The following is a 26,573-nucleotide window of genomic DNA, read 5'->3' as shown; positions in this document are numbered from 1 at the left end:
CGCAGGAAGTCAAACCCGGCGTTAGCACAAGGAATGATAAAATATAACCGTTTAGCGCGGACGCAGAACCACAATGCCCGGCGCGCTGCTGATGTAGTCGATAAACGGTGAATCCACCACTTTACGGTTTTCCTTGCGCGACGAGGCGTTGCGTAAAACCGGCCCGGCCGGCGTCATGATATAGATGCCGACGTGGGTGACGTCCAGCCCCTCCAGATTGGTGTAGATGCCGATGTAATCACCGGTGCGCAGCCGGCTGAGCAGCCGAGCATCGACATATTCGCTGGGAATATAGCTGATGCGGCGCGTGGCGTTCGGCAGCCCCGGCAGATACTGGCCGCCGTCGGCATTGCGGTTCAGCACTTTGCTCAGCGTGATGGCGTGCGGGCTGAGGTCGGTGGTGATGTCATCGGCGCGGACGGCTGGCTGATAGGCCCAGTCGCTGAAAAAGTGTTTACGGGTCAGGAAACCGACCTCGCCGTTACGGTAGCGGGTGGCGATCAGCTGCCGGACAAACTGCGCCTGGTCATCGGCATGGCGCAACGCTTCGACATAGTCCAGGTAGGTAAAGCAGTCCAGTCCGCGAAAATCAATCACCAGCCGTTCCGGCGTAGCGGCGTCGCCGATCAGCCTATCGGCGACGTAAGGCACGTCGAGAAACTGGCGGGACAGCCGTTCAATGACGGCGCCGTCGTCCAGCGCCGGCATTGATTTACGCAGCGCCAGCAGGCGCTGCAGCCGGGCTGAGGTGATATCGTCAATGTTCACTTGGGTTTCCGCGGGTTGTGCAGGATGCGGCGAAGACGCGCCGCCGTCCGGCGTGCCGGCACAGCCGGCCAATACGACCATTAACAACCATGGAGCGACCTTGCTCATTTCCCCCTCCGTTGGCGGCGTGGTTGATTGAGAGAAGCATCGTTTTCACGTTAGCGGACATAAACTAAACCGCAGTGAAACCGTACACCTGTTGTGCCCGCTTAATAACCGACCTCGTTATTGAACGGCAGATACCAGAATAGCGCGATTTCATGGTCGGCAATATCCGGCTGGCCGCGGTACAACAGATGGTCGATGCCGCCGAGGGTAAAGCCGTAGCGCTGATAGCAGCGGCAGGCGGCCAGATTGTTGTTCTGGGTTTCCAGCATCAGCCCGGCGGTATCGCGTTCGCGCGCCCACTGCTGCGCGGCGTCCAGCAGCGCGCTGCCGATGCCGTTGCGCCGTGCGCTGCGGCTGACCGCCACCTCTTCAATCAGGGTGTAGTCGTTCCAGTTTTTACTCAGCGTGATATGGCCGACCGCCACGCCGTCGCGCAACGCCAGAAAGGTGTCACCTTCGTCGTTGATAAAGGGCGCCAGCGGGTAGTGTTTGCGATACGGCGCCACCGGCTGGGTAGGCCAGCGTTCGACCGGCGTGCCAAAAGCCGGCTGTGCATAGCATTCGACGTAAAAGGTGAAATCGTTATTTTCCAGATAGCCGGCGGGCAGGTCGGTGATGCGTTCAATCCGGACTGCATTCATCAGGGCAGCTCCCTCAGTAGCCGGGCGGGGTTGCCGGCGTAAATGCCTTTGCGGGTGATATCGCGGGTCACCACGGCGCCGGCGCCGATGACCGCACCGTCGCAGATGCGCACCGGTAAAATGGTGGCGCCGGAACCGATTGAGACCCGGTTGCCGATGTGCGTATGGCCCCAGTTCGCCGGGTCGGCGTCAGGGGCGCCGCTCTGGAAGCGGTCATTGGCGAACATCACGCCGTGGCCGACAAAGCACTCCTCGCCCAGCGTCACATATTCACAGAGAAAACTGTGCGACTGGATCTTGCTGCGGGCGCCGACGGTGACGTTTTTTTGTATTTCGACAAAGGGGCCGACGAACACCTCGTCCCCCAGGGTGCAGCCGTACAGATTACAGGGTTCGACCACCAGGACGTTTTCACCATAGGTGATATCCGCCAGGCCGCTCTGGCGGGTGCGAAGTTTTGCGGTCATGGGCGTGCTCCTTCCTTTCGGATTGATTATCGGCCGGTCACAGCGGGGCGGCACGATAACAGCTTGATTATAGAGTAAACCCTCTCCGCGCTCCGATGGCGAACGTTTTTTCACCCAAAGACTATAATAAATGGCAGGGGGAGAGCCCCGTGGCCGCAACCCTCATACGGACGCGCGGTTCGTCAGAGGAGTGTGATTCCCGCCGGGCGCGGCCGACGGCGAGATGAGGAGGTGTCTCATGATCAATCATGTTTGGGGGCTGTTGGCGCATCCCAGCACCGAGTTCAAAGAAATCAAGCGCGAGAACGAAAGCGTCTCGCATCTCTATACTCACCACGTTTTGCTGATGGCGCTGATCCCGGTGGTGTGCGCATTTATCGGCACCACGCAGTTGGGCTGGCTGTCCGGCGAGGGGCACGCGATTCGGCTGGATATGGCGACCGCGCTGTATACCGCCGTGGCCTTCTACCTGCTGATGCTGGCGGGCGTTGCGGTGATGGGCAAAGTGATCCACTGGATGGCGCGGCGTTATGAAGCGCGGCCGAGTCTGCACCGCTGTATGGTGTTTGCCGGCTATGTCGCCACGCCGATGTTCCTCAGCGGCATTGTGGCGCTGTATCCGGTGGTGTGGCTGTGCCTGTTCGTCGGGGTGGTTGGCCTGTGTTATTCCGGCTATCTGCTGTATCTCGGCATTCCGCACTTCCTGAATATCGACAGTCAGGAAGGGTTCCTGTTCTCCAGCTCCACCTTTGCCATCGGCATCCTGCTGCTTGAGCTGCTGCTGGGGCTGACGGTGCTGCTGTGGGGCTATGGCTCCTGGCTGTTCTGACGCCGAAACCGAGTGATAAACCCCCTCGCGCCGTCTGGCCGAGGGGGTTTTTACGTATTACTCCTTGCGGAACACCAGCATCACGCCGAGCACGATGCCGGCCATGCCGAGCAGGCTCAGCGCCGCCAGCCGGTGGCCGAGCAGCAGATAATCCAGCAGGGCGGTAACCGCCGGGATCAGGTAAAACAGGCTGGTGACCTGCACCAGATTACCGCGCTGGATCAGCCGGTAGAGCAGGAAGGTGGCCAGCACCGAGATCACCACCGCCATCCACAGCAGCGGCAGTATAAAGCCCGGCCGCCATTCGACATGCAGCGGCGCGAACGGCATTGCCAGCGCGCATACCAGCAGCCCGACGGCGTACTGCAGCGGCAGCACAGCCAGCGGCGACTGCTGCATACCTTTTTGCAGCAGGGTGCCGAGGGTCATGCAGCCGAGCGCGACAAAGGCGCAGGCGATGCCAAGCGGTGAAAAGTGCGCCACCTTGATGCTCTGATACACCACCAGCGTCAGGCCGCCCAGCGCCAGCAGCAGCCCCAGGCCGCGCAGCCCGCCGCAGCGCCGTTCGGTAACGAACTGGGTGATGATCGGCTGTACGCCGAGCAGCGTCGCCAGGACGCCGGGGGTGACGCCCCATTCCAGCGCCAGCAGATAGGCGGTTTGGTAGCAGCCGATCATCAGCAGACCGATCAGCGCCACGCGCCGGCGACTGCCGGCGTCGGGCAACAGACGTCGCTGCCACAGCCCGATCGCCGTCAACAGCGCCAGGGCGATGGCGCAGCGGAAGAATAAAAACACCAAGGCGGAGGCGTGCTCCAACCCCCAGCGGGAAAAAATAGCGCCGCTGCTCCACAGCAGCACAAACAGCGCCGCCATCGCGGCATTGGCTGATTGGGAAATAACTCGCATGTGATGTCACCTGTCGTGAACATTACCAACTCTGGCATACGCAACGGCCTGCGCCAACGCGCATGAATATTGTCCGGAGAATAAGATTGAGGGTGGTTTTAACGCACAACCACGGCGTGCGGCGGCGAAACCACGGTAGCGACGACGGCTACCACGACAGATGACAGGGCGGGAGGGGCGATGGCGGCACACGGCGCAACGGCGGCCGGAGCGGTCGCTGAAGTTGGGTTGGTGACGTGTGTGAAATCGCGCATTAAATGCCCTGATAATTGAACAAGCAGTCTGATGAAACTAATGTGTTCAGGCGGCTTTTGCAATCATAAATTATCCGGGATGTGGTAAATATCGCCATTTATTATACTGACCGTTGTGTTTATTATAATGACCGTCGGCGCGTTTTCCGCACTTATCACAGGAGCAAGTCATGTTTACAGGTCTGAGCGCTTTTCCGCTGACCCCGGTGACCCCTTCGGGGATCGACGAAAAAGGTTTTGTGAATATCCTGGCCCGGCTGACCGAGGCCGGGGTTGATTCGCTGGGCGTCTTAGGTTCCACCGGCAGCTATGCCTATCTGACGCGTGAGCAGAAAAAACGCGTCACCGCGCTGGCGGCGCAGCACGCCGGCGGCATTCCGCTGATGGTTTGCATCGGCGCTTACGGTACGGAGCAGGTTCTGCAGCTGGCCGACGATGCGCAGACGGCGGGCGCCGATGCGCTGCTGCTGCCGGTGCTGTGCTATCAGTCGCCGACGGATGATGAAGTTTATGCGCTGTATGAAACCGTAGCGCGCCATAGTTCCGTGCCGCTGTGCGTGTATAACAACCCGCGCACCACCCGCTTTGAGTTTTCCGATGTGTTACTGGCGCGCGTCGCCGCCCTGCCGGGCGTGCAGTCGATCAAAATCCCCGGCGTGCAGGCGGAGCCGGTGCGAATGCAAAGCCTGCGGAAGATACTGTCGGCGGAGGTTACCATCGGCGTCAGCGGCGATGAGTTTGCAGGGCAGGGGCTGAATGCCGGCTGCGAGGTGTGGTATTCGGTGTGCGGCGGCCTGTTCCCGCACAGCGCCAGACAGATTGTCGACGCCGCGCGGGCAGGGGACAGCGGGTGCGTTAGCGAGCAGGTCGCGCGGCTGGAACCGTTGTGGCAGTTGTTCCGCCGGCATGGCAGCATCCGCGTGATGGCCGTCGCCGCCGGTATTCTCGGGCTGAGCGACATCGACTGCCTGCCGCGTCCGCTGCAGCCCTTGCCGGCCGAAGCCTGCCGCGATATCGCCGCGGTAATGACGCAGTTGGAACTGCGCTAAGCGGCCTACGACTAACGGCGATCGTCGCCCCAGTTTTTCAGCTTGCTGGTCTTGCCGAGGCCGGGGTTAAAGCTGTTGGTCGGGTCGGCCTGGCGGTAAAACGCCTGCAGATCGGGCTTCGCCTGATACAGGTGGCCGACGTTGTGTTCGGCGGGATATTCCGCGCCGCGCTGGTCCAGCAGCGCCAGCATCTGTTGTTTCAGCCGGTGGCAGTCGACGCCTTTTTTCACCACGTAGTCTTGATGGAACACGTGGCACATAAAGTGGCCGTAGTAGAGTTTATGCACCAGCTGGCTGTCGATCTCCGGCGGCAGGGTTTCAAACCAGTCGGTGTCGTTACGGCGCAGGGCGATGTCCAGCGCCAGAATGTCCTCCACCTTGTCGGCGTGCACCGCGTGGTAGCGCACGGCGGCGCCGGCGGCGGCAAAACGGTGCAGGAAGGCTTTTTTCCCTTCCTCCGCGCTGCAGACAAAGAAGTCGCCTTCCGCCTCGCTAAAGTATTGCTTCAGGTAGGCGTAGGCCTCATCGGTGCCGTCGCCGGCCATCTTCAGCAGCAGGTGGTGCTCAAAACGTTCACGGTATTCCTTGATGCGCTTGGGCAGATGGCTGGGGGCCAGATGGCTCAGCCCCTGCATCACCCGGTCGGTCAGGTTGTGCGGCAGCAGCGGCAGCTTGTTGAAGGTGGCGTCCATCTTGCCCTTCAGCGTGAAGAAACGCGGCATCTGATCGGTGCCGAGTTTGTCGATCATCAGGAAGGTGTCTTTGCCGTACACCTCGGCAATGTCGAAGATATCGCGGTGCATATACTCGCCGGCCACCGGCAGATTCTCAAACTGGCTCAGCATATGGCGGCGCAGCTCGGTCAGCACCGCGGTGTTGTTGGTGCCGATATAAAACACCTGCTCGCGGCTCTCTTTTTCAAAGGTATCGAGGCGCACGGCGAACACCGCCAGCTTGCCGGCACAGCCGGAAGCCTCATACAGCCGGCGCTTGTCGGCGTTGAAGCGGGAAGGAGTGTCGGCATCGACGTCGCGCACCCGCACGGCGTACTCATTGTCGGAGGCGCGCAGCTCGCCGTACTCGACGTCTTCCGGCCGGTAGTCGCCTTGCTCCAGCCGGGTGAGAATCTCTTCCGGCGTGTCGCCCAGCTGAATGCCGAGATGGTTGACCAGCCGCAGCAGACCGCCGTCGTCCAGTTGGGCGTACAGCGCCAGTTCGGTATAGGCCGGGCCACGCTTGACCAGCGAGCCGCCGGAGTTGTTGCACACGCCGCCGATCACCGACGCGCCGATACAGGAGGAGCCAATCACCGAATGCGGTTCGCGGTCGTAAGGCTTCAGGCACTTTTCCAGATGGTTCAGAGTGCTGCCGGGGAAGGCCACCACCTGCTTGCCCTGAGCAAGCACCTGAATATGGTCAAGGCGCAGCGTGCTGATAATCACCACATCGCGCCCGTAGTCGTTGCCGCTGGGGGTGGAGCCTTCGGTCAGGCCGGTGTTGGCGGCCTGCATAATCACCACCTTATCGGCATCGACGCACGCCTGCAGCACCTGCCACAATTGCAGCAGACGGGTCGGGAACACCACCGCCAGCGCCTGGCCCTCGCCGGAGCGGAAACCCTTGCGGTAGCGCTCGGTGCTGCGCGCATCGGTCAGCAGCTGCGGGCCGCCGACGATCTGTTTCAACTGACTGATAAATGCCTGCTGGTCACTGCGGGCGCTGTGCGTCATGCCGATCTCCCTGTCAGGTTAAGGTTGCCGCCGCCGGGACGGCAAACGGTGAAAAATCACCTTCCTTTATAGCACTCGAGATAACCGTTTTCGCGCTCTTCGTCGCGCAGCGTCAGAATTTCCACCCCGTCGCCGGTCACCGCCACGGTATGCTCCCACTGGGCGGACAGCTTTTTATCGCGGGTGACCACCGTCCAGCCGTCTTTTTTCTGCTTGATGCGCCGGTCGCCCTGGTTGATCATCGGCTCGATGGTAAACACCATGCCTTCCTGCAGCGTCATGCCGCTGCCCGGCTGGCCGAAGTGCAGCACCGCCGGCTCTTCATGCATATCGCGGCCGATGCCGTGGCCGCAGTATTCACGCACCACGCTGTAGCCGGCTTTTTCGGCGTGCTGCTGGATGGCGTGGCCGATATCCCCCAGCGTCGCGCCCGGCTTCACCGTGCGGATGCCGGCCCACATGGATTCATAGACGTTATTCACCAGCCGTTTGGCCACCGGTGTGGTCTGGCCGATGCAGTACATCTTGCTGGAGTCGGCGATATAGCCGCCGTTTTCCAGCGTAATATCGACGTTGACGATCATGCCGCTGCGCAGGATTTTGCTGGCAGAGGGCACGCCGTGGCAGATCACGTCGTCAATCGAGGTGTTCAGCACGTAGGGAAAGTCGTACTGTCCTTTGCTGGCCGGGCGTGATTGCAGTTCGTCGACGATAAAAGCCTCGGCGCGGTCATTGATCTCCATGGTGGAGATGCCCTCGCGGATCACGCCGTCGAGCATCGCGAACACTTTTGCCAGCAGCGAACCGGCGTGGCGCATTTTGGCGATTTCATCCGGCGTTTTGATCACAATCTGTTTCACTCAACCATCTCCTTCAGCGTTAACGCATTCTCTTTCATCATTTTCTTTACCAGCTGCGGGTAGGTCAGTTCCGGGTGGAACTCCGCCAGCATGCCGATTTTGATCCAGTACTCGGCCTGCGCGTTAATGGAACGCGTCATGGTCAGGCTGGCGAGCCGCAGATCGTCGTGCAAGACGTCGGAGATTTTCACAATGCCCATCGTGCTGCTCCTTAGGTTAAAGACGATATGAAGTGTATATGCTTTATATACATTGCGTTTGGCGATCTGTGGCAGAGGCCGGCGGGCGTTAATGCTCGGAATTTTCTGTTAAAGGGCGATTGCCGCGGCTGAACAATGCGTTTATTGTAATAATTGACTTGTTTGCATCACTTTTTCAGAAGGATTTCAGGCGTGACTAAACGACGTGTTGGCGTAATTTTTGGTGGTAAATCGGCGGAGCATGAGGTTTCGCTGCAGTCGGCAAAAAACATTGTCGATGCCATCGACAAAGAGAAGTTTGACGTCACGCTGCTGGGCATCGACAAGCAGGGGCAGTGGCATATTAATGATGCCTCCAACTACCTGCTGCATGCGGAAAACCCGGCGCTGATCGCCCTGAACCACTCCAACAAAAACGTGGCGCTGGTGCCGGGGCAGGAGAGCAGTCAACTGATTGAGGCTGACAGCGCCAACGTTATCGGCCAGCTCGACGTGGTGTTCCCGATCGTGCACGGCACGCTGGGGGAGGACGGTTCGCTGCAGGGGCTGCTGCGGATGGCGAATATCCCGTTTGTCGGCGCCGGCGTGCTGGGCTCGGCGGTCAGCATGGATAAGGACATCACCAAACGCCTGTTGCGCGACGCCGGGCTGGAGGTGGCGCCGTTCGTTACCCTGACGCGCAGCAACCGCGCGCAGTACAGCTTTGCACAGCTGAGCGAACAGCTGGGGTCGCCGCTGTTTATCAAGCCGGCCAACCAGGGCTCCTCCGTCGGCGTCAGCCGGGTCAGCGACCGCGCAGGCTATGAGCAGGCGGTGGCGCTGGCGTTCAGCTTCGACCATAAGGTGCTGGTGGAGTCGGCGATCGTCGGCCGCGAGATTGAGTGCGCGGTGCTGGGCAACGACCAGCCGCAGGCCAGCCTGTGTGGTGAAATCGTGCTGAGCGACGAGTTCTACTCTTACGATACCAAATACATCAACGAACAGGGCGCGCAGGTGGTGGTGCCGGCGGCAATCTCCGAGCCGGCCAGCGACAAAATCCGCGAGGTGGCGCTGCGGGCGTTCCGCGCGCTGGACTGTCTGGGCATGGCGCGGGTCGACGTGTTCCTGACCGCCGATGAGCGGGTGGTGGTCAATGAGATCAACACGCTGCCCGGCTTCACCAATATCAGCATGTATCCGAAACTGTGGGCGGCCAGCGGCATGAGCTACAGCCAACTGATCACCACCTTGATCGAACTGGCGCTGGAGCGCCATCAGCAGGATCGCGCGCTGCACAGCTCGGTGTTCGAGCGCGACTAAACAGCTTGCTATCCGGGCGTCGCCTGCGGCGTCCGGTCATTTCTCGTCGCTATTTTTGATCTTGAACAAGATTCCCTCACTCTGCAGTCAATAACTCCGTTTACCCACCGATAACCCTTCCATATGACGTTAAACGGGTAAAGGAGTCAGCATCCATGTCGTGGATGAATCACATTTCAATGAAGATGAAGCTCTTTGTGGCGTTGCTACCGATGCTGCTGGCGCTGTGCTGGTTTGTCGGCTCGGGCATGGTCACGCGCATTGAGACCCAGCGGCAGATGGACAGCCTGGGGCAACTGATCGCACTGGCCGGCAGCGTCGGCGGCGTGATTGATGAACTGCAGAAAGAGCGGGGCATGAGCGCTGGAGTGCTGGCGTCAGCTGGGAAAAACTTCACCGCCGAGCTGGCGGCCCAGCGCAAACAGACCGACAGCGCGGTGGCGGTTTTCCGTCGTGCGCTGGCCGGCGATCGGCAGAGCGCGGGCGATAACGCCCGGATGTTGGCGGCGTTCAACGATCGCCTGCAAGCGCTCGATGCCGTTCGCTCCCGGGTCAGCGGGCTGGATATCAACGCCGCCGACGCCGTTGCGGTGTATACCGCCGCCATCCGCGATCAGCTGCGCTTTGTCGGCGGGTTGAGCCAGCTGTCATCGTCCGGCGAGCTGGTCAGCGAGCTGGCGGCCTACTACAGCCTGCTGAACCTGAAAGAACAGGCCGGGTTGGAGCGGGCGCTGCTGGCCGGCGTCTTTGCCGCCGATCGCTTCGGCAACGGCCAGTATCGCGCGCTGAGCGCGGTGGTGGCGCAGCAGGCGGCCTGGCTGACGGCCGCCCAGCGCCTCAGCAACCCGGCGCTGGCGGCGGCGCTGGAAAAATCACAACAGGCTTCTGCGGCCCAGGCCGCCTTGACATTGCGTGATACCGCGTTTGCCCGTGCCGAGCGCGGCGGATTCGGCATCGACCCGACGCAGTGGTTCAGCGCGCAGACCGCGCGGATTGATGCGCTGCACCAGTTGGAAAACGGCGCCGTCAGCGCGCTGCAGAACACGGTATCCCAGCTGTCGGCGCAGGCGCGCGGCGACTGGCAGCGCTTTTTGCTGATCGGGACGCTGGCGCTGGCCGCCGCCTTGTCGATCGCCGTCGTGGTCGCCAGACGCCTCCACCGTCATCTGGAGGGGACGCTGGGCACCATCCAGCGGATGGAAAGCGACTTTACCCTGCGTCTGGCGGTGCCGGGCCGCGATGAGCTGTCGCGGCTTAACGCGGCCTATAATCAGGCGATCGGCAATATTCAGCGGATGATTCAGCAGATCAACGTCGGCGCCGGGGAGTTACGCACCACCAGCGGCGATATCGCCGTCGGCAACCAAAATCTGGCGCAGCGCACCGACGAGCAGGCGGCGTCGATCGTGGAGACGGCGGCGAGCATGGAGCAGATCGCCACCGCCATTGCCCACACCGCCAGCAACGCCGGCGAAGCGGAGCGGTTGATTGGCGCCATGACGCAGGAGGTGCAGGAGGCCAGCCGCATCGCCGATGACGCCAGCCAGAGCATGGTGGCGATCCGCGCCTCCAGCGAACAGATCGCGCATATCGTCAGTTCGATTGACGATATTTCGTTTCAGACCAACCTGCTGGCGCTGAATGCGGCGGTAGAGGCCGCCCGCGCCGGCGAGTCGGGACGGGGCTTCGCCGTGGTTGCCGCCGAGGTGCGCAATTTATCGCAGCGCTGCACGCAGGAAGCCAACCGCATCCGCGCGCTGGTCGGCCAGAATATGGAGCAAATCGGCGAAGGGGTGGCGCGGGTGGCCGACTCAAACCGCGCGCTGCAGGCGGCAGTGGGCAACACCGGGCAGATGCGGCAATACGTCAGCGATATCGCCCACGCCGCGCAGGAGCAGACGCTCGGCGTGTCGCAAATCCAACAGGCGCTGAATCAGCTCGAACAGGTGACTCAGCAAAATGCCGCGCTGGTGTCTGAGGTGGCCGCCGCCAGCCAGGTGCTGGACGAGCAGGCGGAAACGATGGCCGCGCTGGTGCATTCGGTGGGGAAATAACACCGGACGGGCCATCGCCGCTGGCGCGTGGCTACGCCAGTATTACTTCGCCGTCTGCGGCTGCACGGACACGTCAATATCGCCGAAATACTTTTTCGCCAGTTTATCGACCGTGCCCTGCTGCTGCACCTGCTCAATGGCCGCGTCCAGCCGCTGTTTCAGTGCGCTGTCCTGCTTGCGCAGCCCGAAGGCGATGCCGGAGCCGAAAATCTTCGCGTCCTGCACCGTGTCGCCGACGAAGGCAAAGCCTTTGCCGTCCGGGCGGGAAAGGAAACCGCTCTGGCCGGCGGGCGCCATAATCAGCGTGGCGTCGAGCCGTCCGGCGCTCAGGTCGAGGTATACCTGATTCTGATCCTGATAGGAGACCACCTCGACGCCCTGCGGCGCCCAGTGCGCCTTGGCGTAGTTTTCCTGAATCGACCCCTGCAGCACGCCGACACGCTTGCCGGCCAGCGCTTTGGCGTCGGGCGTCAGCCCGCTGTCGGCTTTGGCGATCAGCCGGTTGGGCACCTGATAAATCGCCCGGGTGAAGGCGATGGCCCGCTTACGCTGTTCAGTGACGTTCATCGCCGAGTTAATCGCATCAAACTTGCGCGCCTGCAGCGCCGGAATCAGGCTGTCGAACGAGGTTTCCACCCAGCTGCAGCTCAGCTTGGCGGCGGCGCAGACCGCGTTGCCCAGATCGATATCAAACCCCTCCAGCTCGCCGCTGGCGGATTTGGACTCAAACGGCGGGTACAGCGCCTCAACGCCGAAGCGCAGGTCGGCGGCCTGCGTTGCGCCGGCGGCAAGCAGACAACCGGCGGCCAGCAGTGTTTTCAGTGTGGTGTTCATCGCGGTTTCCTCAGTGGCGTGCGGTCGGTTATACGGTGTGCAGACGGCGCGCGCCTTCGCGCAGCGTCTGGTCATCTTTGGCGAAGCTCAGGCGAATAATGCCGGTGTCGGCGCCGTCGCTGTAAAAGGCCGACAGCGGGATGGCGGCGACTTTCGCCTCGCGGATCAGCCGTACGGCGAAGTCGTTGTCGCTCTCCTGGCTGAAGGCGCTAAAGCGCGCCAGCATAAAGAAGCTGCCGGCGCTCGGCAGCAGCTCAAAGCGTGAGCCTTGCAGCGCCGCGGCCAGCAGATCGCGCTTTTGCTGATAGAAGGCGGCCAGCCCGAGATAGCTCTGCGCGTCGGCCAGCGCTGCGGCAAAGGCGTACTGCATCGGCGTGTCGGCGGAGAACACCAGGAACTGATGCACCTTGCGGATCTCCGCCGTCAGCGCCGCCGGCGCCAGGCAGTAGCCGATGCGCCAGCCGGTAACGTGATAGGTCTTGCCGAACGACGAGACGATCACGCTGCGTTCCGCCAGCTGCGGATGGCGCGCCATACTGTGATGCTGCGCGCCGTCGAACACCACGTGCTCATACACCTCGTCCGACAGAATCACGATATCGGTATCGCGCGTCAGCGCGCTCAGGCGCGCGATGTCCTGCTCGTCGAGCAGCGCGCCGGTCGGGTTATGCGGGCTGTTGATAATGATCATCCGCGTGTTGCCGTTGATGGCGGCGGCGACCTCATCCCAGTCAATACGCAGATCCTGCAGCGACAGCCGGACGGGCACCGGCCGCGCGCCCTGCAGCCGCACAATGGGGGCATAGCTGTCGAACGCCGGTTCGAAATAAATCACCTCGTCGCCGCGCTGCACCAGCGCGCTGATGGCGGCGTACAGGCCTTCGCTGGCGCTGGCCAGCACCGTGATTTCCGCGTCGGCGTCGTAGCGCGCGCCGTACAGACGCTGCGTTTTTTCCGCCAGCGCGTGGCGCAGGGCGGCCACGCCGCTCATCGGCGCATACTGGTTATGACCGGCGCGCATGGCTTGCTCGGCGTTGTTAATCAGCTGCGGCGCGCAGCCGAAATTCGGCGCGCCCTGCGCCAGATTCAGCGCCTGATGTTCGGCGCTCAACTGGCCGATCACGGTAAAAATGGTGGTGCCGACGTCCGGCAGTTTGGAACGGGGTGAACAGGCGCTCTGCATGGCGGCTCCGGATCAAGCAAGTGGGTTGAGTGATTAAGCATCAGCCGTTATGGCGCGACAAGAGAAACTTTGTCATGCTAGCCATGCGTTCCGATCATGGCTGGAGAGGCCCCGATGCCCACGACGTTACCTTCGCTCGACGTGTTGAAAACCTTTGTTGCGGTGGCGCAACGGCTGAATTTTACCCATGCCGCGCAGGCGCTGCATCTGACGCAGGGGGCGGTGAGCCGGCAGATCCTCGGCCTGGAGCAGCAGCTTGGCTATCCGCTGTTCAGCCGCCATGCGCGCGGGCTGGCGCTGACGCCGCAGGGCGCGCAGCTGCTGGGGCCGGTGCGGCAGGCGCTGGGGCAGTTGGCAGACGCCGTCGCCCGCGTCGGCGCCCAGCCCGGCACCCTGCGCATCAAGTGCCCGACCTGCGCCATGCGCTGGCTGTTGCCCAGAATTATTCATTTGCAGAACGAACGGCCAGACCTGCATATCGAACTGACCGCTTCGGTGTCGCACCGGCTGGATTTTGCCGGCGAGCAGTTTGACGCGGCGGTGACCTTTGGCGCGCCGCCGGGCAAGCGGCTGACGGCGCACCCGCTGTTTGACGAGGTGTTGACGCCGGTTTGCACGCCGGGCTACCTGTCCGCCGCGCCGCAGCTGGCGGAGTTGGCGGAGAAAACCCTGCTGCACCCGACGCGCGACCGGCGCGACTGGCTGCGCTGGCTGAAGGCGGCCGGCGGCGCGGCGCTGCCCTCGCGTAAATCGCAGCATTTCGACACCCTGGATCTGGCAATGAGCGCAGCGCTGCAGGGATTGGGCATCGCAATTGGCGATCTGTGCCTGCTGGAGGAGGATATTCAGGCGCGGCGCATCGTGACGCCGTTTGCGCTGAGCGTCGCCAGCGGCGTCGGCTACTATTTGGTCTATCCTGAACGTACGCCGTCGCCGGACGGACTGGCCCTGCTGACGGATTTTCTGACGCAGGAGGCGGCGCACAGCCGCGCCCGGCTGACGCGCTATCTGGCGACGACGGCTAACAGCTTGTAACCATAACGGTTTCAACGCGGAAAAAGAGTGTGGCACACTCCCTGATTACCTGTTTACTTTCCCGCCCGCGGCGGGAACCTGCCTGAGATAACAATATGAAATGGCTTTGTACAGTGGGTTTGGTATCCGGTCTGGCGGTCAGTCCGGTCTTTGCGCAGGAGAGCGGCGCAACGCAAGGAATCAATGTTCAGCAGCGCGATGCGTTCGTCAGCAAGCTGATGAAGCAGATGACGCTGGAAGAGAAAATCGGCCAGCTGCGTTTAATCAGCGTCGGGCCGGATAATCCGAAAGAGGCGATCCGCGAAGGCATCCGTAAGGGGCAGATCGGCGCGATTTTCAACACCGTCACCCGGCCGGATATCCGCGTGATGCAGGATCAGGCGATGCAGCTCAGCCGTCTGAAAATCCCGCTGTTTTTCGCCTATGACGTGGTGCACGGCCAGCGTACGGTGTTCCCCATCAGCCTGGGGCTGGCCGCCAGTTTCGATCTGGACGCCATCGCGCTCAGCGGGCGGGTCTCCGCCCAGGAGGCCAGCGACGACGGCCTGAATATGACTTTCTCGCCGATGGTCGACATTACCCGCGACCCGCGCTGGGGCCGGGTGTCGGAAGGCTTCGGTGAGGACACCTGGCTGGTGTCGAAAATCGCCAAAGTGATGGTGGACGCCTACCAGAACGGCGATCCGGCCAAGCCCGGCTCGGTGATGGCCAGCGTGAAGCATTTTGCGCTGTATGGCGCGACCGAAGGCGGACGCGACTACAACACCGTGGATATGAGCCCGCTGCGCATGCAGCAGGATTACCTGCCGCCGTACAAGGCGGCGGTAGACGCCGGCAGCGGCGGGGTGATGGTGTCGCTGAATTCGATTAACGGCATTCCCGCCACCGCCAACCCCTGGCTGCTGAAGGATCTGCTGCGCAACCAGTGGGGCTTTGACGGCATCACCATCAGCGACCACGGGGCGATTAAAGAGCTGATCAAGCACGGCGTGGCGCAGGACCCGCGTGATGCGGTGCGGCTGGCGATCACCTCCGGCGTCGATATGAGCATGAGCGACGAGTATTACGACAAGTACTTGCCGGGGCTGGTGAAAGAGGGGCGGGTGCCGGAGAGCGACATCGACCGCGCCTGCCGTGACGTGCTGAACACCAAATATGAGATGGGGCTGTTCAAGGATCCGTACGTACACCTTGGCCCGGCCGGCTCCGACCCGCAGGACACCAATGCCGAAAGCCGCCTGCACCGCGCCGAGGCGCGCGACGTGGCGCGCCGTACTCAGGTGCTGCTGAAGAATGACCACCAGACCCTGCCGCTGCGCAAGCAGGGCACCATTGCGCTGGTGGGGCCAATGGCCGACAGCCAGCGCGATATGATGGGCAGCTGGTCGGCCGCCGGCGTCAGCAAACAGTCGGTGACGCTGCTGCAGGGGATGAAAAACGCGGTCGGCGACCAGGCGAAAATCATTTACGCCAAAGGGGCCAACATCACGCAGGATAAAAGCATCATTGATTATCTGAACCTGTACGAGCCGGCGGTGGTGTTCGACCCGCGGCCGCCGCAGCAGATGATTGACGAAGCGGTGAACGCCGCCAAGCAGGCTGACGTAGTGGTGGCGGTGGTCGGCGAGTCGCAGGGCATGGCGCACGAGGCGTCGAGCCGCGCCGATATCACCATTCCGCAGAGCCAGCGCGACCTGATCAAAGCGCTGAAGGCCACCGGCAAGCCGCTGGTGCTGGTGCTGATGAACGGCCGGCCGCTGGCGCTGGAGTGGGAGAGCCGGCAGGCGGATGCGATGCTGGAAACCTGGTTCAGCGGCACCGAAGGCGGCAACGCGGTGGCGGACGTGCTGTTCGGCGATTACAACCCGTCCGGCAAGCTGCCGATGACTTTCCCGCGCTCCGTGGGCCAGATCCCGATGTACTACAACCATCTGAACACCGGGCGGCCGTTTAACAAGGATAATCCGGGCAAGTACACCTCGCGCTACTTTGACTCGCCGAACGGCCCGCTGTATCCGTTTGGCTACGGCCTGAGCTACAGCCGCTTCACGCTGTCGGACTTCACCCTGTCCAGCCCGACCATGGCGCGCAACGGCAAAATCACCGCCAGCGTGACGCTGAAGAACAGCGGCAACTACGACGGTGCCACCGTGGTGCAGCTGTATCTTCAGGACCAAACCGCCTCGGTCAGCCGGCCGGTGAAAGAGTTGCGCAACTTTAAGAAAGTGACGCTGAAGGCCGGCCAGTCGACTACGGTAGAGATGCCGATCGATGAAAACGATCTGAAGTTCTACAACGCCAGCCTGAAGTGGGGCGCGGAGCCGGGCAAATTTAATGTGTTTGTCGGCCTGGATTCCGCCCAGACGCTGCAGCAGAGCTTTACGCTGAAGTAAACGCCGCGCCGGGCCGTAACGGCCCGGCGTGATTCCGCTTATATTGAAAGGCATCCGGTTTGGGGGCAGGCGCGTTATTGACAGAAATAGCGTGCTGGTTCTTCGCAAAAATAGAACTGGTGTAGTGAATATCGCCCGCTCCACCGTTTATAAAATTTTGGAAGACGCTAATATAACTAAATAGCTTTGTTACATAGCTTAAAAACTGATGTTTAAAATATCAGTGATCTTTTTATAAAGATGTTCACTAAATTTCAGGGTTTATAATAAATCAATGGATATCAACCGGTTACTTGTTTCTGAGCTTATATCGGCCCAGTTTCCTCAGTGGGCTAATCTTGCCATATGGCCTGTGGAAACGAGTGGATGGGATAACCGGACTTTCCATTTAGGGAATGATATGCTCGTCCGCTTACCAAGCGCAGCTCATTATGCCGGGCAAGTGGAGAAAGAACAGGAGTGGTTACCGAAACTGGCCCCGTTTTTGCCTAATAAAATCCCTGTCCCTTTAGGAATGGGCTCACCAGGCGAGAATTATCCCTGGAAATGGTCCGTTTACCGATGGATTGAGGGGAAAACGGTTGCTTCATCCCCTGAAGTTGACCTCTGTGTGCTCGCTAAAGATTTAGCAAATTTTCTTGTCTCACTCCAGGCGGTTGACTCAAAAGATGGACCTGTTGCAGGGCCTCAAAATTTTTATCGCGGTGGTTCTGTTGCTGTATACGATTCAGAAACCAGACAGGCCATCAGGGTATTAAGCAATAAAGTAAATTCAGGTCTGGTGACAGAAATATGGGAAGCCGGTAGCTCTCAAACCTGGTCAAAAGAGCCGGTTTGGGTTCATGGTGATATAAGCGCAGGAAATTTGTTAATTACTAACAATCGGCTGGATGCAGTTATTGATTTTGGACAGCTATGCATCGGTGATCCTGCATGCGATCTGGTTATTGCCTGGACATTATTCGATGCTGAAAGCAGGCAGGTATTCCATGATGCTCTTTTGCCTGATTCGGGCACATGGGCACGTGCCCGCTCCTGGGCTCTATGGAAGGCATTAATTGTGATGACAAATGCCGCTCAGACTAATGTTGTTGAGGCAAAACAAGCATATCGGACATTCGAAAACATTCTTGCTGAATATGGTTTAAACCACTAACCCTACAAGGATGCCAGTTTAAGAAAGATAACAATAAGTGAAAAGGATCCTTGATGGGTTCTTTTGTTTTTTGTCGAATCTAATCAATAGATTATGCTCTTGCCGTACGCTTTCGCTCCATTGGCCTTCAACCCCACCTTGGGTTATTGCGCCGCAGACTGGCGGCGCATGTCGTTCAAGCTGTGAAGCTGCTTAACTGCCAGCCTAATGTTTTAATGACTTATTAAGCTGTTAGTTTATCAGGCTAAGACGCGTATCTGCCGGCGTGGCAGACGGCGTCAGGATTTCTTCAGCAATTCCAGCAGGTGGTTCTCGCTTTTTTCCGTCAGGCCGTCGATGGCCAGCTTGATGATATCGGAACGGGTGACGCGCACGATGCCGTTGCGCGCCGCCAGCACGATCATCGCGTCAATGGCTTCGACGTGGCTGTCGGTCAGGCTGACGGACAGCGCCTTATAGGTGCGCTTGCGCCCCTGCGGTTTGGTCTCGGCGGCCGGCGCCGGCACCTGCAGCGTATGCGAGGTGGCGCTGTTGATAAACTCATCTTCCGTCATGCGCTGGCTCGGCGTACGTTTTTTCATAAAATCACCTCTTTCACCAGGCTGGCGATTTCGTGCTGCGCTTTTTCGTTGTGCGCTTCATGAATGGTTTTTGCTTCGCCCCAGGCATCGCGGTAAATCTTGCGGTCGCACAGGCGGTTGCCCACCAGCTTGAATTCCGGGTATTCGCTCAGCACTTCCGCCGCTTCGTTGGCCTCGTTAATGAAGATATTGGTCGGACACATATTGAGCACAATATAGCCTTTGACCTTCTCATTATACTCCTGCGCGGTGGAGAACATTTCCGACAGGTAGCCGATGGTGTCGAGATCCATCTGCGAAGGGCGCAGCGGTGAGAGGAACAGATCGGCGGCCAGCAGGCCAGAGCGCAGCTCGGCGCTGTCGCGGCCGGCGGTGTCGACAATCACATAGTCATAGTGGCGGTCCAGCTCCAGCAGGGTCTCTTTGATTTTGCCGGAGGCGGCGACCACCGGAATATGCGGCAGGCCCTCAACGTTCTGGCGATCGTTGTACCAGGTCATGATCGATTTTTGGTCATCGGCGTCGACGATAATTGCCGTCTTGCCTTCCTTGAGTATCAAATATCCGGCGATGTTTACCGCCTTGGTGGATTTTCCTACGCCGCCTTTTTGCGAACCAATCAAAACAATCATGCTGCCATCTCTCAAGTTATTAAGCTGTTAACTTATTAAGTTATTAGCTTGACAGGTTGATAATCTAACGGGTTAGTCAGAACGAATAGCCACCAATATGCCTTAACTTGCACAGGTTGCCAAGCCGCTATCCGGTTAACTTAAGAGGTTATTCTGCTGCTAACTTATTAGCTGAGCAATTGGGAAAGTTCTGGTTCGTGTGGGGAATCACTGTACGCCCAATTAACTTAATTATTTAATAACTTATTAAGTTAATGGGTTAATGGGTTAATGGGTTAATGGGTTAATGGGTTAATGGGTTAATGGGTTATTGGGTTATTGGGTTATTGGCTTGGTGGGACGCACGGCGCCGCTCAGGCAAAGTGTTCTATCGCCCATTCGATAAATACCCGCAGCTTGCTGCTCAGGTGACGATTGGACGGGTAGACCACGTAGGTGGGTTCCGCCGGCGGCTGCCAGTCGTCGAGAATGCTGACCAGCTCGCCGCGCGCCAGATGCGGCTGCGCCATAAAGCTCAGCGTCTGCACAATGCCCAGCCCGGACAATGCCGCGGCCAGCAGCGTGCCGCCTTCGTTGACGCTGATTTGATAACGGTGCTGGATCTCAAACTGTCGGCCCTCTTCGACAAAACGCAGCGGCTGGATGCGATCGTTTGCCGCGTGCCGGTAGTGCGCCAGCGGAAAGCCCTGCTCCAGCTCGGCGGGATGGCGTGGCGTACCGTAGCGCGCCAGATAGCCCGGCGTGGCGCAGGTCACCCAGCTCAGGTTGAACAGCCGGCGGGCGATCAGACTGGAGTCCGCCAGCGGCCCGCTGCGGATCACGCAGTCGGCGTTGTCATTAATCAGACTGATTTGCCGGTCGCTGACGCCAAGGTCGATCTGAATCTGCGGATAGCGGGCGAAGAAGTCCGGCAGCGCCGGCAGCAGCAGCTGACGCGCGGTACTGCCGCCGACGTCGATGCGCAGCACCCCCTGCGGCGAGCTTTGCGATTCGGTCATGCAACCTTCCATCTGCTCCAGCTCCGCCAGCCATTTTACCGTGCGGCGGTAATAGCATTCGCCTTCAGGCGTGACCGCTACGCTGCGGGTAGTGCGCTGCAGCAGCTTGGTCTGCAGGTGATTTTCCAGGTTGCGGATCAGCTTGCTGACGGTGGCTTTCGGCATCCGCAGCGCATCGGCGGCGCGGGTAAAGCCGCCGGTTTCAACGACGCGGATAAAGACGCGAATCGCCAGTAAGTGATGATCCATGCTGCTCCTGAGTTATGTCAGGGCGCGACGCGGCGCGCCCGTAATGCGGGTTAACACTGTTTAGCGCCAACCCGGTCGGAACGCAAGGATAAACCGAACACCAGCGCTGCCGACAGGATCAATGCGCCGCCGAACAGCATGGCGCTGCTGACCCCTTGCCAGTCCACCACTTCGCCGCCGAGCAGCGCGCCGGAGGCCAGCGCAATCTGGATCACGCACACCAGCAGCGCCTGCCCGGCTTCCGGCGCCTGCGGCACCGCGGCGAACATCCAGTTGGCTGTGCACACCGGCACGGCGCCGAAGGCCAGCCCCCAGATCAGCACCATCAGCGTGGCGCCGGCCACGCCGCTTAACAGCGGCGAGACGATCAAAATCCCCGCCAACATCACGGCGATCAAAATACAGGTAGCGCGCAGGCTGTGCTCCGCCAGGCGTTCGCCGGCGAAGGTGCCCAGCAGGCCGATGGCACCATAGGCCAGCAGCTGCAGGGAAATGGTCGACGGACTGAGGACAAATACCTGTTGCAGCAGCGGACGCAGGTAGGTGTAAGCGGCAAAGTGGCCGATAAACAGCAGCACGATGGCGAGCAGCCCGATCCGCGCCAGCGGCAGGCGCAGCGGCAGCAGCAGATCGCGCACGGTGACCGCGCGCGACGGCGGTACCGGGGTCAGCAGACGCAGCTGCGCCGCCAAAACCAGCAGCGCCAGCGCCGCGCTGCCGAAGAAGGCGCTGCGCCAGCCGAAGGTATCGCCGATCAGCGCGCCGGCGGGCACGCCGCATACCGCGCCGACCGAAATACCGCTGAGGATCAGCGCGGTGGCGCGCCCCTGGCTGCTCTCCGGCACCAGATGGCGGCCGTAGTTGGCGGCGAACGACCAGAAACCGCCGACGCAGACGCCGAGCAGCACCCGGCCGAGCAGCATCATCGGGAAGTTGACCGCCAGCGCGGAAACCAGATTGGACACAATCAGCAACAATGACAGCCCGAGCATCAGCAGGCGACGATCGAGGCGTCCGGAGGCCAGACTCAGCAGCGGTGCGGCGACGGCGGCCACGATGCCGGGCATGGTGACCATCAGCCCGGCGGTGCCGGTGCTGACGTCCAGCGACGGGGCGATATTGGTCAGCAGGCCGATGGGTAAAAACTCGGTGGTGACCATCACAAAACAGGCGACCGTCAGGGAGAAAACGGCGGCCCAGGGCGAGTTTGCAGGCTTATCTTTATTATTCAGCATAGTAGCGATTATCTCAGCGGGTGCATGCCAACGGGTGATGGCATCTTGAAGTGACTGAGATCGCAATTTACGCAGTGCGCCGCGGCGGATAAATATCTTCGCCGTAGTTACACTGTTTATCGTGGTGGATAATTTAACCCGATGAAATGCCGATATTTATTTTCTTATTTGTGATTTTTGGATATTGATATTTCCTTGATTGATAACGCTCGCGCCAAGGGCCGATCCGGCAACTGACCTTTGACGCGTCGGGGAAGGTCGCGGACGGAGCGTATCCTCCCGCCGGTTATGTGGAGCGACGCTAGGCCTGCTGCGTGATGTTCAGCCCATCCACAATCGTAATCATCACCTCGGCGCAACCCGTACGCGCCTGCTTTGCCCGCTGATAGGCCTCGGAGCGGTAACAGGCCAGCGCGCTCTGGTAGTCGTCAAACTCAATCAGCACATGCTTGGTAAAGGGCGCGCCCTCCAACGATTCGGCCTGTTCGCCGCGCGCCAGAAAACGTGCGTTGTACTGACGGAACGCCTCGGGGGCGGCGGCCATATATGCCTGATAACGTTGCGGATCTGTCACCGTGACGTGGGCAATCCAGTAAGCGGGCATCGGTTACTCCTGTGGTTGCAGTATCAGTCTGGCCAGCGCGGAGGCTTCGGTCAGGTGCTCAAATACTTCCTGCTTCGCCTGCGCCGGGTCGTTTTTCTCAATCGCATTGAAGATGCGCGTCATGCGTTCATAGCCCGCCACCTGCCGCTCATGGGTTTTCAGCGTCAGCGCCCGCAGCCGGCTGATGCGGCTGTTGAGGCGCTGCACGATCTCCCAGGCGATGGCGTGCCCGGCGACGTCGAAGATGGTTTTATAAAACTCCTGCGAGGCGTCGACGCGCTTGATGTCATCCTGCTCACGGGAGGCGCGGTCGATGTGCAGCAGCTTCTCGTGCAGCAGTTTCTTATCCTTGCTTTTGGCGTGCAGCGCGCAGTCGTGCGCGGCTTCCTGCTCCAGCAACAGGCGGATATTGTAAATCTGTTCGGCAATCTCCCAGGTGAGGATCGCCACAATCGGCCCTTTTTTGGGCAGAATCTCAATCAGTCCTTCCGCTTCCAGATAACGGATCACCTCGCGCACCACGCTGCGGCTGACGCCCAGCTCCTCGCTGAGCGTTCGTTCCACCAGCCGGTCGCCGGCGGCGAAGTAGCCGGAAATAATCGCGCGGCGGACGTTATTCAGCGCCAGTTCACGCAGCGTCAGCGGCGCGTTTTCAATCTTCAGTGGGGTGTGCGTCATCCTGTCGGTCTCTCTCATCGGTATCACTTCCTTGGCTATTACTCTTAGCACCTTTTCCCTGAACAATGCAATGTTGTTCTGATGGTATACCAAACGCCATGCCGGCGAAAAAGGAAATCAGGCGTAGATCACAAATTCATCACATCGGTAAAAAAATCTCCTCACCACTATAGCCTATCCGGCGAAAAAGGCGGCGCAGCGCGGTTTTTATCCGCCATGTCGCCCGCAGTTTACGGTGCGCAGCCGATCGGGCCGGGCAGAGACGCCGTCATTTTTCTTCGGATTTATACCGTTGAATACGCACTGTTTTTTTGCACATCCTCGCTTATTTTTGTCGGTTGATATTATGGTATACCAAACTTTGACATGGCGTATTTTCCGATGCTATACCCCAAATCGCTCACTCATTAACATTTGATTTACTTTTTGAGGAACCCTATGCATCCGATGATTCGTAAAACGCTGGTGTCTACCGAAACGCTGTATATCGACGGCGGTAAAGCGGCGGCCAAACCCCTGGTGATGATTGCCGCCGCCGCGGTGATTAAGAACCCCTGGGCCGGTCAGGGCTATGTGGAAGACCTCGGCCCGAAAATCCGTGAACTGGCGCCGGTGCTCGGCGAGCTGCTGACCGGGCTGATTGTGAAAGAGGCCGGCGGCGGCGAGCGGGTGGAGGCCTTCGGCAAATGTGCGGTGGTCGGGATGGACGGCGAGCTGGAGCACGCCTCGGCGCTGATCCACACGCTGCATTTCGGCAACCACTATCGCCATGCGGTGCAGGCCAAAAGCTACCTGGCGTTCAATAACACCCGCGGGCCGGCCAACGCGCCGATCCTGATTCCGATGATGCAGAAGAATGACGAAGGCAGCCGCGAACACTACCTGACCTATCAGTTCGCCATAGCCGATGCGCCAGCCGGCGATGAAATCGTCGTGGCGCTGGGCGCGGCGTTAGGGGGGAGACCGCATCACCGTATCGGTAACCGTTATCAGGATCTGAAAGAGCTTGGCCATGATGCGCAAAACCCAGCGGCTGTCTGAATTCAACCTGCAGGCGAGCTACCTGGAAGCAGGCCAGGGCGAGCCGCTGCTGCTGATTCACGGCGTGGGCATGAACGCCGACGCCTGGGAACCGCAGTTCAGCGCCCTGCAGGCGCAGTTTCACGTCATCGCCGTGGATATGCCGGGGCATGGCGGAAGCGACGGCTTTACCCATGCGCCGACGCTGCAGGATTACGTGGCGTGGATGGCAGCGTTTCTGCGCACCCGTCCGCAGCAGCGCTTTGCGGTGGCCGGCCATTCGATGGGGGCGCTGATTGCCGCCGGGCTGGCGATCGACCATCCGGAGCTGGTCAGCCACGCGGTGGTGATGAGCGGCGTTTATCAGCGCAGCGAGCAGGCGCGCGCTGCGGTGCTGCAGCGTGCCGGTGAACTGGCGCGCGGCGATGCGCAACTGGACTCGCCGCTGGCCCGCTGGTTCAGCGATACGCAGGAACAGGCGGCGCTGCGGCGGCGGGTCAGCGGCTGGCTTAATCAGGTCAGTCGCGATGGCTACGCCAAGGCGTATCAGGCGTTTGCCGCCGGCGATGCGGTCTATGCCGGCCGCTGGGGCGAAATACGTTGCCCGGTGCTGGTGCTGACCGGCGAGCTGGACGCCAACTCCAGCCCGGCGATGGCGCGGCAGATGGCGCTCGCGGCCCCGCAGGGGCAGGCGGTGATCGTCAACAACGCGAAACATATGGTGAATCTGACGGACGCGGCGCGGGTCAACGAGGAGCTGCTGGCCTTTTTAACCCCGACGCACCGGCATGCTACGGCAGGAGTGAACGATGGACATTGAACAACGCAGACAACTACGTGATGCCTTCGGCGCCTTTATGACCGGGGTGACGGTGGTCACCGGGCTGGATGCCGACGGGCAGCCGATTGGTTTTACCGCCAACTCCTTTACCTCGGTATCGCTGGATCCGGCGCTGCTGCTGGTCAATATCGACAAGCGCTCGGCCAATCTGGCGAACTTTACCGACGGTGCGCACTTTGCCGTCAATATTCTGGCCGAACAGCAGAAAGAGACGTCGAATATTTTCGCCCAGAAGGTGGACGACCGTTTTGCACAGGTGGCATGGCGACGCAGCGCCGCCGGCGTGCCGCTGCTGGACGGCAGCTCGGCCTGGTTCGAATGCGAACGTTTTCAGGTGGTGGACGCCGGTGACCACGTGATTCTGATCGGCAAAATCAGCGCCTTTGACTCCAGCGGCACCGCCGGGTTGGGCTACTACCGCGGTGCCTACTTCACGCCGGCGCAGAACGCCGAATCGCTGGTCAGCGGGCCGGAAGTGGTGGTCAGCGCGCTGATTGAATTTGACGGCAGCGTGGTGATGGTCAAACAGCAGGACGGGCGCTTCCGCCTGCCGTCACGGTCGGTGGCCGGGCGCAGCGTCGGCGACAGCCTGACGGCGCTGCTGCAGGAGCTGGCGCTGCCCGCCAGCCCGGGCTTTGTTTACTCCATTTATGACGACCGCCAGTCGAACCGCCAGCATATTGTCTTCCTGTGCGCGCTGCCCAGCGACGCCGGCGACAGCGTGCCGCAGGGCGAACAGGCCTGCTGGCTGCCGCTCGCTCAGACGGCGACGCTGCCGATTGATGATGCGGCGTTGAAGTCGATGCTTAACCGCTTCGTGCGTGAAAACTCGGTGGGCAATTACAGCATTTACTACGGCGATGAGCACAGCGGTGCGATCAAACGATTTGCCAGCTGAGGCTGGGCGGGAGCGAACGATGAAACTGTCTTTATTTATCCATATGGAACGAACCACCCCCGATGAGCCGCAGGAGCAGCTCTACGAACAGATGATGGAGCTGTGCGAAATCGCCGATCGCGGCGGCGTACACACCATCTGGACCGGGGAGCACCACGGCATGAATTTTACCATTGCCCCCAATCCGTTTATCAATCTGGTGGATATTGCCCACCGCACCCGGCAGGCGCGTCTGGGCACCGGCACGGTGATTGCGCCGTTCCATCACCCGGTGCGGCTGGCCGGCGAAGCGGCGATGACCGATCTGATCACCGACGGGCGGCTGGAGCTGGGGATTGCCCGCGGCGCCTACAGCTATGAATACGAGCGCCTGATGCCGGGGCTGACCGCCTGGGAGGCCGGGCAGCGGATGCGCGAGCTGATCCCGGCGGTGAAGAAACTGTGGCAGGGGGATTACGCCCATCAGGGCGAGTACTGGTCTTTCCCGTCGACCACTTCGGCGCCGCAGCCGAAACAGCAGCCGCATCCGCCGATCTGGGTGGCGGCGCGTGACCCGAACAGCCACGAATTTGCGGTGAAAAACGGCTGTAACGTGCAGGTGACGCCGCTGCATCAGGGGGAAGAGGAGATCGTCCGGCTGGTGACCTGCTTTAAGGACGCCTGCCGCGAATATGCGCCGCAGCAGCCGCTGAAAATCATGTTGCTGCAGCACGGCTATGTGGCCGAGGACGAGGCGGACGCCCAGCAGGCGGCGCAGGAACTTAACCGCTTCTACCATTATTTCGGCGCCTGGTTCAAGAATGAGCGCCCGGTCAGCCAGGGGTTGATCAAGCCGCTGAGCGACGAGGAGATGGCGGCCAATAGCTATTACAACGCAGAGATGATGCGCAATAACCTGGCGATCGGCACCGCCGATGAGGTGGTGGCGCGACTGAAGAAATATGAGCAGATGGGCTATGCGGAATTTGCCCTGTGGATCGACAGCGGAATGTCCTTCGCGCGGAAAAAAGCCTCGCTGGAGCGCTTTATCCGCCATGTAATGCCTGAGTTTCACTGAGGCGGGAGGAA

26 protein-coding genes and 1 pseudogene are annotated in these 26,573 nt (G+C 60.6%); 12 read left to right on the top strand and 15 right to left on the bottom strand.

Annotated elements, in window-relative coordinates:
- Window positions 1-51: 51 nt before the first annotated feature.
- The 3 genes from HF675_RS17060 to HF675_RS17050 form a co-directional block, all read right to left on the bottom strand.
- Window positions 52-876 (bottom strand): DUF1460 domain-containing protein, encoded by an 825-nt coding sequence (locus HF675_RS17060; RefSeq protein WP_187043484.1) that lies wholly within the window; start codon window positions 874-876, stop codon window positions 52-54.
- A gap of 101 nt (window positions 877-977) precedes the next feature.
- Window positions 978-1,517 (bottom strand): GNAT family N-acetyltransferase, encoded by a 540-nt coding sequence (locus HF675_RS17055; RefSeq protein ID WP_105230226.1) that lies wholly within the window; start codon window positions 1,515-1,517, stop codon window positions 978-980.
- Window positions 1,517-1,984: an acyltransferase gene (locus HF675_RS17050; RefSeq protein WP_105230227.1), complete on the bottom strand. Its 468-nt coding sequence runs from the start codon at window positions 1,982-1,984 to the stop codon at window positions 1,517-1,519. Before HF675_RS17050 ends, HF675_RS17055 begins: the two co-directional genes overlap by 1 nt.
- 238 nt (window positions 1,985-2,222) lie before the next feature.
- Between HF675_RS17050 and HF675_RS17045 the strand changes: the two genes are divergently transcribed.
- Entirely contained in the window at window positions 2,223-2,813 is a 591-nt protein-coding gene (locus HF675_RS17045) for a Yip1 family protein (RefSeq protein ID WP_105230228.1), read from the top strand.
- Window positions 2,814-2,870: 57 nt separating this feature from the next.
- Here the strand turns inward: HF675_RS17045 and HF675_RS17040 are convergent, their stop codons facing one another.
- On the bottom strand, window positions 2,871-3,722 hold the full coding sequence (locus tag HF675_RS17040) for a DMT family transporter (RefSeq protein ID WP_187043483.1): 852 nt from the start codon (window positions 3,720-3,722) through the stop codon (window positions 2,871-2,873).
- Window positions 3,723-4,146: 424 nt separating this feature from the next.
- On the opposite strand from HF675_RS17040, the gene HF675_RS17035 reads away from it, so the two are divergent.
- A complete protein-coding gene (locus HF675_RS17035; RefSeq protein WP_187043482.1) occupies window positions 4,147-5,025 on the top strand; it encodes a dihydrodipicolinate synthase family protein in 879 nt (292 codons plus the stop codon).
- Window positions 5,026-5,036: 11 nt separating this feature from the next.
- On the opposite strand, the gene dld is transcribed toward HF675_RS17035, so the two are convergent.
- The 3 genes from dld to HF675_RS17020 are packed head-to-tail and all read right to left on the bottom strand — an operon-like array spanning window position 5,037 to window position 7,815.
- Window positions 5,037-6,755: a D-lactate dehydrogenase gene (gene dld / locus HF675_RS17030; protein WP_187043481.1), complete on the bottom strand. Its 1,719-nt coding sequence runs from the start codon at window positions 6,753-6,755 to the stop codon at window positions 5,037-5,039.
- Window positions 6,756-6,811: 56 nt separating this feature from the next.
- Entirely contained in the window at window positions 6,812-7,615 is an 804-nt protein-coding gene (map, locus tag HF675_RS17025) for a type I methionyl aminopeptidase (RefSeq protein WP_105230238.1), read from the bottom strand.
- Window positions 7,612-7,815 (bottom strand): ParD-like family protein, encoded by a 204-nt coding sequence (locus HF675_RS17020; RefSeq protein WP_105230239.1) that lies wholly within the window; start codon window positions 7,813-7,815, stop codon window positions 7,612-7,614. Before HF675_RS17020 ends, map begins: the two co-directional genes overlap by 4 nt.
- Before the next feature lie 192 nt (window positions 7,816-8,007).
- Here HF675_RS17020 and ddlA point away from each other — a divergent pair, with 192 nt between their 5' ends.
- Together ddlA and HF675_RS17010 are read left to right on the top strand one after the other, a co-directional pair.
- Entirely contained in the window at window positions 8,008-9,114 is a 1,107-nt protein-coding gene (gene ddlA, locus HF675_RS17015) for a D-alanine--D-alanine ligase (RefSeq protein ID WP_187043480.1), read from the top strand.
- A 155-nt stretch (window positions 9,115-9,269) separates the two neighbouring features.
- Complete coding sequence (locus HF675_RS17010; RefSeq protein WP_187043479.1) at window positions 9,270-11,168, top strand: methyl-accepting chemotaxis protein; 1,899 nt, start codon at window positions 9,270-9,272, stop codon at window positions 11,166-11,168.
- 42 nt (window positions 11,169-11,210) lie between these two features.
- On the opposite strand, the gene HF675_RS17005 is transcribed toward HF675_RS17010, so the two are convergent.
- The gene (locus tag HF675_RS17005) at window positions 11,211-12,002 is read right to left on the bottom strand and encodes an ABC transporter substrate-binding protein (protein WP_111737533.1); all 792 of its coding nucleotides are present in this window, start codon (window positions 12,000-12,002) and stop codon (window positions 11,211-11,213) included.
- Between the two features lie 28 nt (window positions 12,003-12,030).
- On the bottom strand, window positions 12,031-13,185 hold the full coding sequence (locus tag HF675_RS17000; protein ID WP_187043478.1) for a methionine aminotransferase: 1,155 nt from the start codon (window positions 13,183-13,185) through the stop codon (window positions 12,031-12,033).
- A gap of 114 nt (window positions 13,186-13,299) precedes the next feature.
- Between HF675_RS17000 and HF675_RS16995 the strand changes: the two genes are divergently transcribed.
- From HF675_RS16995 to HF675_RS16985, 4 genes and pseudogenes are all read left to right on the top strand, one after another.
- Entirely contained in the window at window positions 13,300-14,220 is a 921-nt protein-coding gene (locus HF675_RS16995) for a LysR substrate-binding domain-containing protein (protein WP_187043477.1), read from the top strand.
- 95 nt (window positions 14,221-14,315) lie between these two features.
- Window positions 14,316-16,613 carry a beta-glucosidase BglX gene (bglX, locus tag HF675_RS16990; RefSeq protein ID WP_160027817.1) on the top strand — a complete coding sequence of 766 codons (2,298 nt, stop codon included), beginning with the start codon at window positions 14,316-14,318 and terminating at the stop codon, window positions 16,611-16,613.
- 43 nt (window positions 16,614-16,656) lie between these two features.
- Window positions 16,657-16,797, top strand: a pseudogene (locus HF675_RS23875) (recombinase family protein); the annotation flags it as partial.
- A 90-nt stretch (window positions 16,798-16,887) separates the two neighbouring features.
- Entirely contained in the window at window positions 16,888-17,769 is an 882-nt protein-coding gene (locus tag HF675_RS16985) for an aminoglycoside phosphotransferase family protein (protein WP_187043476.1), read from the top strand.
- A 278-nt stretch (window positions 17,770-18,047) separates the two neighbouring features.
- On the opposite strand, the gene HF675_RS16980 is transcribed toward HF675_RS16985, so the two are convergent.
- From HF675_RS16980 to HF675_RS16955, 6 genes are all read right to left on the bottom strand, one after another.
- Complete coding sequence (locus HF675_RS16980; RefSeq protein WP_187043475.1) at window positions 18,048-18,350, bottom strand: hypothetical protein; 303 nt, start codon at window positions 18,348-18,350, stop codon at window positions 18,048-18,050.
- Window positions 18,347-18,982, bottom strand: coding sequence for an AAA family ATPase (locus tag HF675_RS16975; RefSeq protein WP_105230248.1), 636 nt, complete (start codon window positions 18,980-18,982; stop codon window positions 18,347-18,349). The genes HF675_RS16980 and HF675_RS16975 overlap by 4 nt, the downstream gene beginning before the upstream one ends.
- A gap of 353 nt (window positions 18,983-19,335) precedes the next feature.
- Window positions 19,336-20,229 (bottom strand): LysR family transcriptional regulator, encoded by an 894-nt coding sequence (locus tag HF675_RS16970; RefSeq protein WP_187043474.1) that lies wholly within the window; start codon window positions 20,227-20,229, stop codon window positions 19,336-19,338.
- 50 nt (window positions 20,230-20,279) lie between these two features.
- A complete protein-coding gene (locus HF675_RS16965; protein WP_105230250.1) occupies window positions 20,280-21,464 on the bottom strand; it encodes an MFS transporter in 1,185 nt (394 codons plus the stop codon).
- 301 nt (window positions 21,465-21,765) lie between these two features.
- Window positions 21,766-22,068 carry a DUF1330 domain-containing protein gene (locus HF675_RS16960; RefSeq protein ID WP_105230251.1) on the bottom strand — a complete coding sequence of 101 codons (303 nt, stop codon included), beginning with the start codon at window positions 22,066-22,068 and terminating at the stop codon, window positions 21,766-21,768.
- 3 nt (window positions 22,069-22,071) lie between these two features.
- The gene (locus tag HF675_RS16955; protein WP_197710681.1) at window positions 22,072-22,746 is read right to left on the bottom strand and encodes a GntR family transcriptional regulator; all 675 of its coding nucleotides are present in this window, start codon (window positions 22,744-22,746) and stop codon (window positions 22,072-22,074) included.
- 438 nt (window positions 22,747-23,184) lie between these two features.
- Between HF675_RS16955 and HF675_RS16950 the strand changes: the two genes are divergently transcribed.
- Genes HF675_RS16950 through HF675_RS16935 form a run of 4 tightly spaced genes read left to right on the top strand, consistent with a single transcriptional unit; the run spans window position 23,185 to window position 26,562 of the window.
- On the top strand, window positions 23,185-23,787 hold the full coding sequence (locus HF675_RS16950; protein WP_105230253.1) for an amino acid synthesis family protein: 603 nt from the start codon (window positions 23,185-23,187) through the stop codon (window positions 23,785-23,787).
- On the top strand, window positions 23,759-24,586 hold the full coding sequence (locus HF675_RS16945; protein WP_160027810.1) for an alpha/beta fold hydrolase: 828 nt from the start codon (window positions 23,759-23,761) through the stop codon (window positions 24,584-24,586). The genes HF675_RS16950 and HF675_RS16945 overlap by 29 nt, the downstream gene beginning before the upstream one ends.
- On the top strand, window positions 24,576-25,505 hold the full coding sequence (locus HF675_RS16940) for a flavin reductase family protein (RefSeq protein ID WP_111737526.1): 930 nt from the start codon (window positions 24,576-24,578) through the stop codon (window positions 25,503-25,505). Before HF675_RS16945 ends, HF675_RS16940 begins: the two co-directional genes overlap by 11 nt.
- Window positions 25,506-25,524: 19 nt before the next feature.
- Window positions 25,525-26,562: an LLM class flavin-dependent oxidoreductase gene (locus HF675_RS16935; RefSeq protein ID WP_187043473.1), complete on the top strand. Its 1,038-nt coding sequence runs from the start codon at window positions 25,525-25,527 to the stop codon at window positions 26,560-26,562.
- Window positions 26,563-26,573: the final 11 nt, after the last annotated feature.

Origin of the sequence: Serratia sp. JUb9 (assembly GCF_014298095.1) — a bacterium.
Taxonomy (GTDB): domain Bacteria; phylum Pseudomonadota; class Gammaproteobacteria; order Enterobacterales; family Enterobacteriaceae; genus Serratia_B; species Serratia_B rhizosphaerae.
The sequence above is the reverse complement of the archived record's forward strand: the minus strand, read 5'-3'. Positions and strand labels throughout refer to the sequence as shown.

What these genes read in the sequence shown, in the direction of transcription:
- HF675_RS17060 (WP_187043484.1), bottom strand. Translation starts at nt 876, where the DNA reads ATGAGCAAGGTCGCTCCATGGTTGTTAATGGTCGTATTGGCCGGCTGT.
- HF675_RS17055 (WP_105230226.1), bottom strand. Translation starts at nt 1,517, where the DNA reads ATGAATGCAGTCCGGATTGAACGCATCACCGACCTGCCCGCCGGCTAT.
- HF675_RS17050 (WP_105230227.1), bottom strand. Translation starts at nt 1,984, where the DNA reads ATGACCGCAAAACTTCGCACCCGCCAGAGCGGCCTGGCGGATATCACC.
- HF675_RS17045 (WP_105230228.1), top strand. Translation starts at nt 2,223, where the DNA reads ATGATCAATCATGTTTGGGGGCTGTTGGCGCATCCCAGCACCGAGTTC.
- HF675_RS17040 (WP_187043483.1), bottom strand. Translation starts at nt 3,722, where the DNA reads ATGCGAGTTATTTCCCAATCAGCCAATGCCGCGATGGCGGCGCTGTTT.
- HF675_RS17035 (WP_187043482.1), top strand. Translation starts at nt 4,147, where the DNA reads ATGTTTACAGGTCTGAGCGCTTTTCCGCTGACCCCGGTGACCCCTTCG.
- dld (WP_187043481.1), bottom strand. Translation starts at nt 6,755, where the DNA reads ATGACGCACAGCGCCCGCAGTGACCAGCAGGCATTTATCAGTCAGTTG.
- HF675_RS17020 (WP_105230239.1), bottom strand. Translation starts at nt 7,815, where the DNA reads ATGGGCATTGTGAAAATCTCCGACGTCTTGCACGACGATCTGCGGCTC.
- HF675_RS17010 (WP_187043479.1), top strand. Translation starts at nt 9,270, where the DNA reads ATGTCGTGGATGAATCACATTTCAATGAAGATGAAGCTCTTTGTGGCG.
- HF675_RS17005 (WP_111737533.1), bottom strand. Translation starts at nt 12,002, where the DNA reads ATGAACACCACACTGAAAACACTGCTGGCCGCCGGTTGTCTGCTTGCC.
- HF675_RS17000 (WP_187043478.1), bottom strand. Translation starts at nt 13,185, where the DNA reads ATGCAGAGCGCCTGTTCACCCCGTTCCAAACTGCCGGACGTCGGCACC.
- HF675_RS16995 (WP_187043477.1), top strand. Translation starts at nt 13,300, where the DNA reads ATGCCCACGACGTTACCTTCGCTCGACGTGTTGAAAACCTTTGTTGCG.
- bglX (WP_160027817.1), top strand. Translation starts at nt 14,316, where the DNA reads ATGAAATGGCTTTGTACAGTGGGTTTGGTATCCGGTCTGGCGGTCAGT.
- HF675_RS16985 (WP_187043476.1), top strand. Translation starts at nt 16,888, where the DNA reads ATGGATATCAACCGGTTACTTGTTTCTGAGCTTATATCGGCCCAGTTT.
- HF675_RS16980 (WP_187043475.1), bottom strand. Translation starts at nt 18,350, where the DNA reads ATGAAAAAACGTACGCCGAGCCAGCGCATGACGGAAGATGAGTTTATC.
- HF675_RS16975 (WP_105230248.1), bottom strand. Translation starts at nt 18,982, where the DNA reads ATGATTGTTTTGATTGGTTCGCAAAAAGGCGGCGTAGGAAAATCCACC.
- HF675_RS16970 (WP_187043474.1), bottom strand. Translation starts at nt 20,229, where the DNA reads ATGGATCATCACTTACTGGCGATTCGCGTCTTTATCCGCGTCGTTGAA.
- HF675_RS16965 (WP_105230250.1), bottom strand. Translation starts at nt 21,464, where the DNA reads ATGCTGAATAATAAAGATAAGCCTGCAAACTCGCCCTGGGCCGCCGTT.
- HF675_RS16960 (WP_105230251.1), bottom strand. Translation starts at nt 22,068, where the DNA reads ATGCCCGCTTACTGGATTGCCCACGTCACGGTGACAGATCCGCAACGT.
- HF675_RS16955 (WP_197710681.1), bottom strand. Translation starts at nt 22,746, where the DNA reads ATGACGCACACCCCACTGAAGATTGAAAACGCGCCGCTGACGCTGCGT.
- HF675_RS16950 (WP_105230253.1), top strand. Translation starts at nt 23,185, where the DNA reads ATGCATCCGATGATTCGTAAAACGCTGGTGTCTACCGAAACGCTGTAT.
- HF675_RS16945 (WP_160027810.1), top strand. Translation starts at nt 23,759, where the DNA reads ATGATGCGCAAAACCCAGCGGCTGTCTGAATTCAACCTGCAGGCGAGC.
- HF675_RS16940 (WP_111737526.1), top strand. Translation starts at nt 24,576, where the DNA reads ATGGACATTGAACAACGCAGACAACTACGTGATGCCTTCGGCGCCTTT.
- HF675_RS16935 (WP_187043473.1), top strand. Translation starts at nt 25,525, where the DNA reads ATGAAACTGTCTTTATTTATCCATATGGAACGAACCACCCCCGATGAG.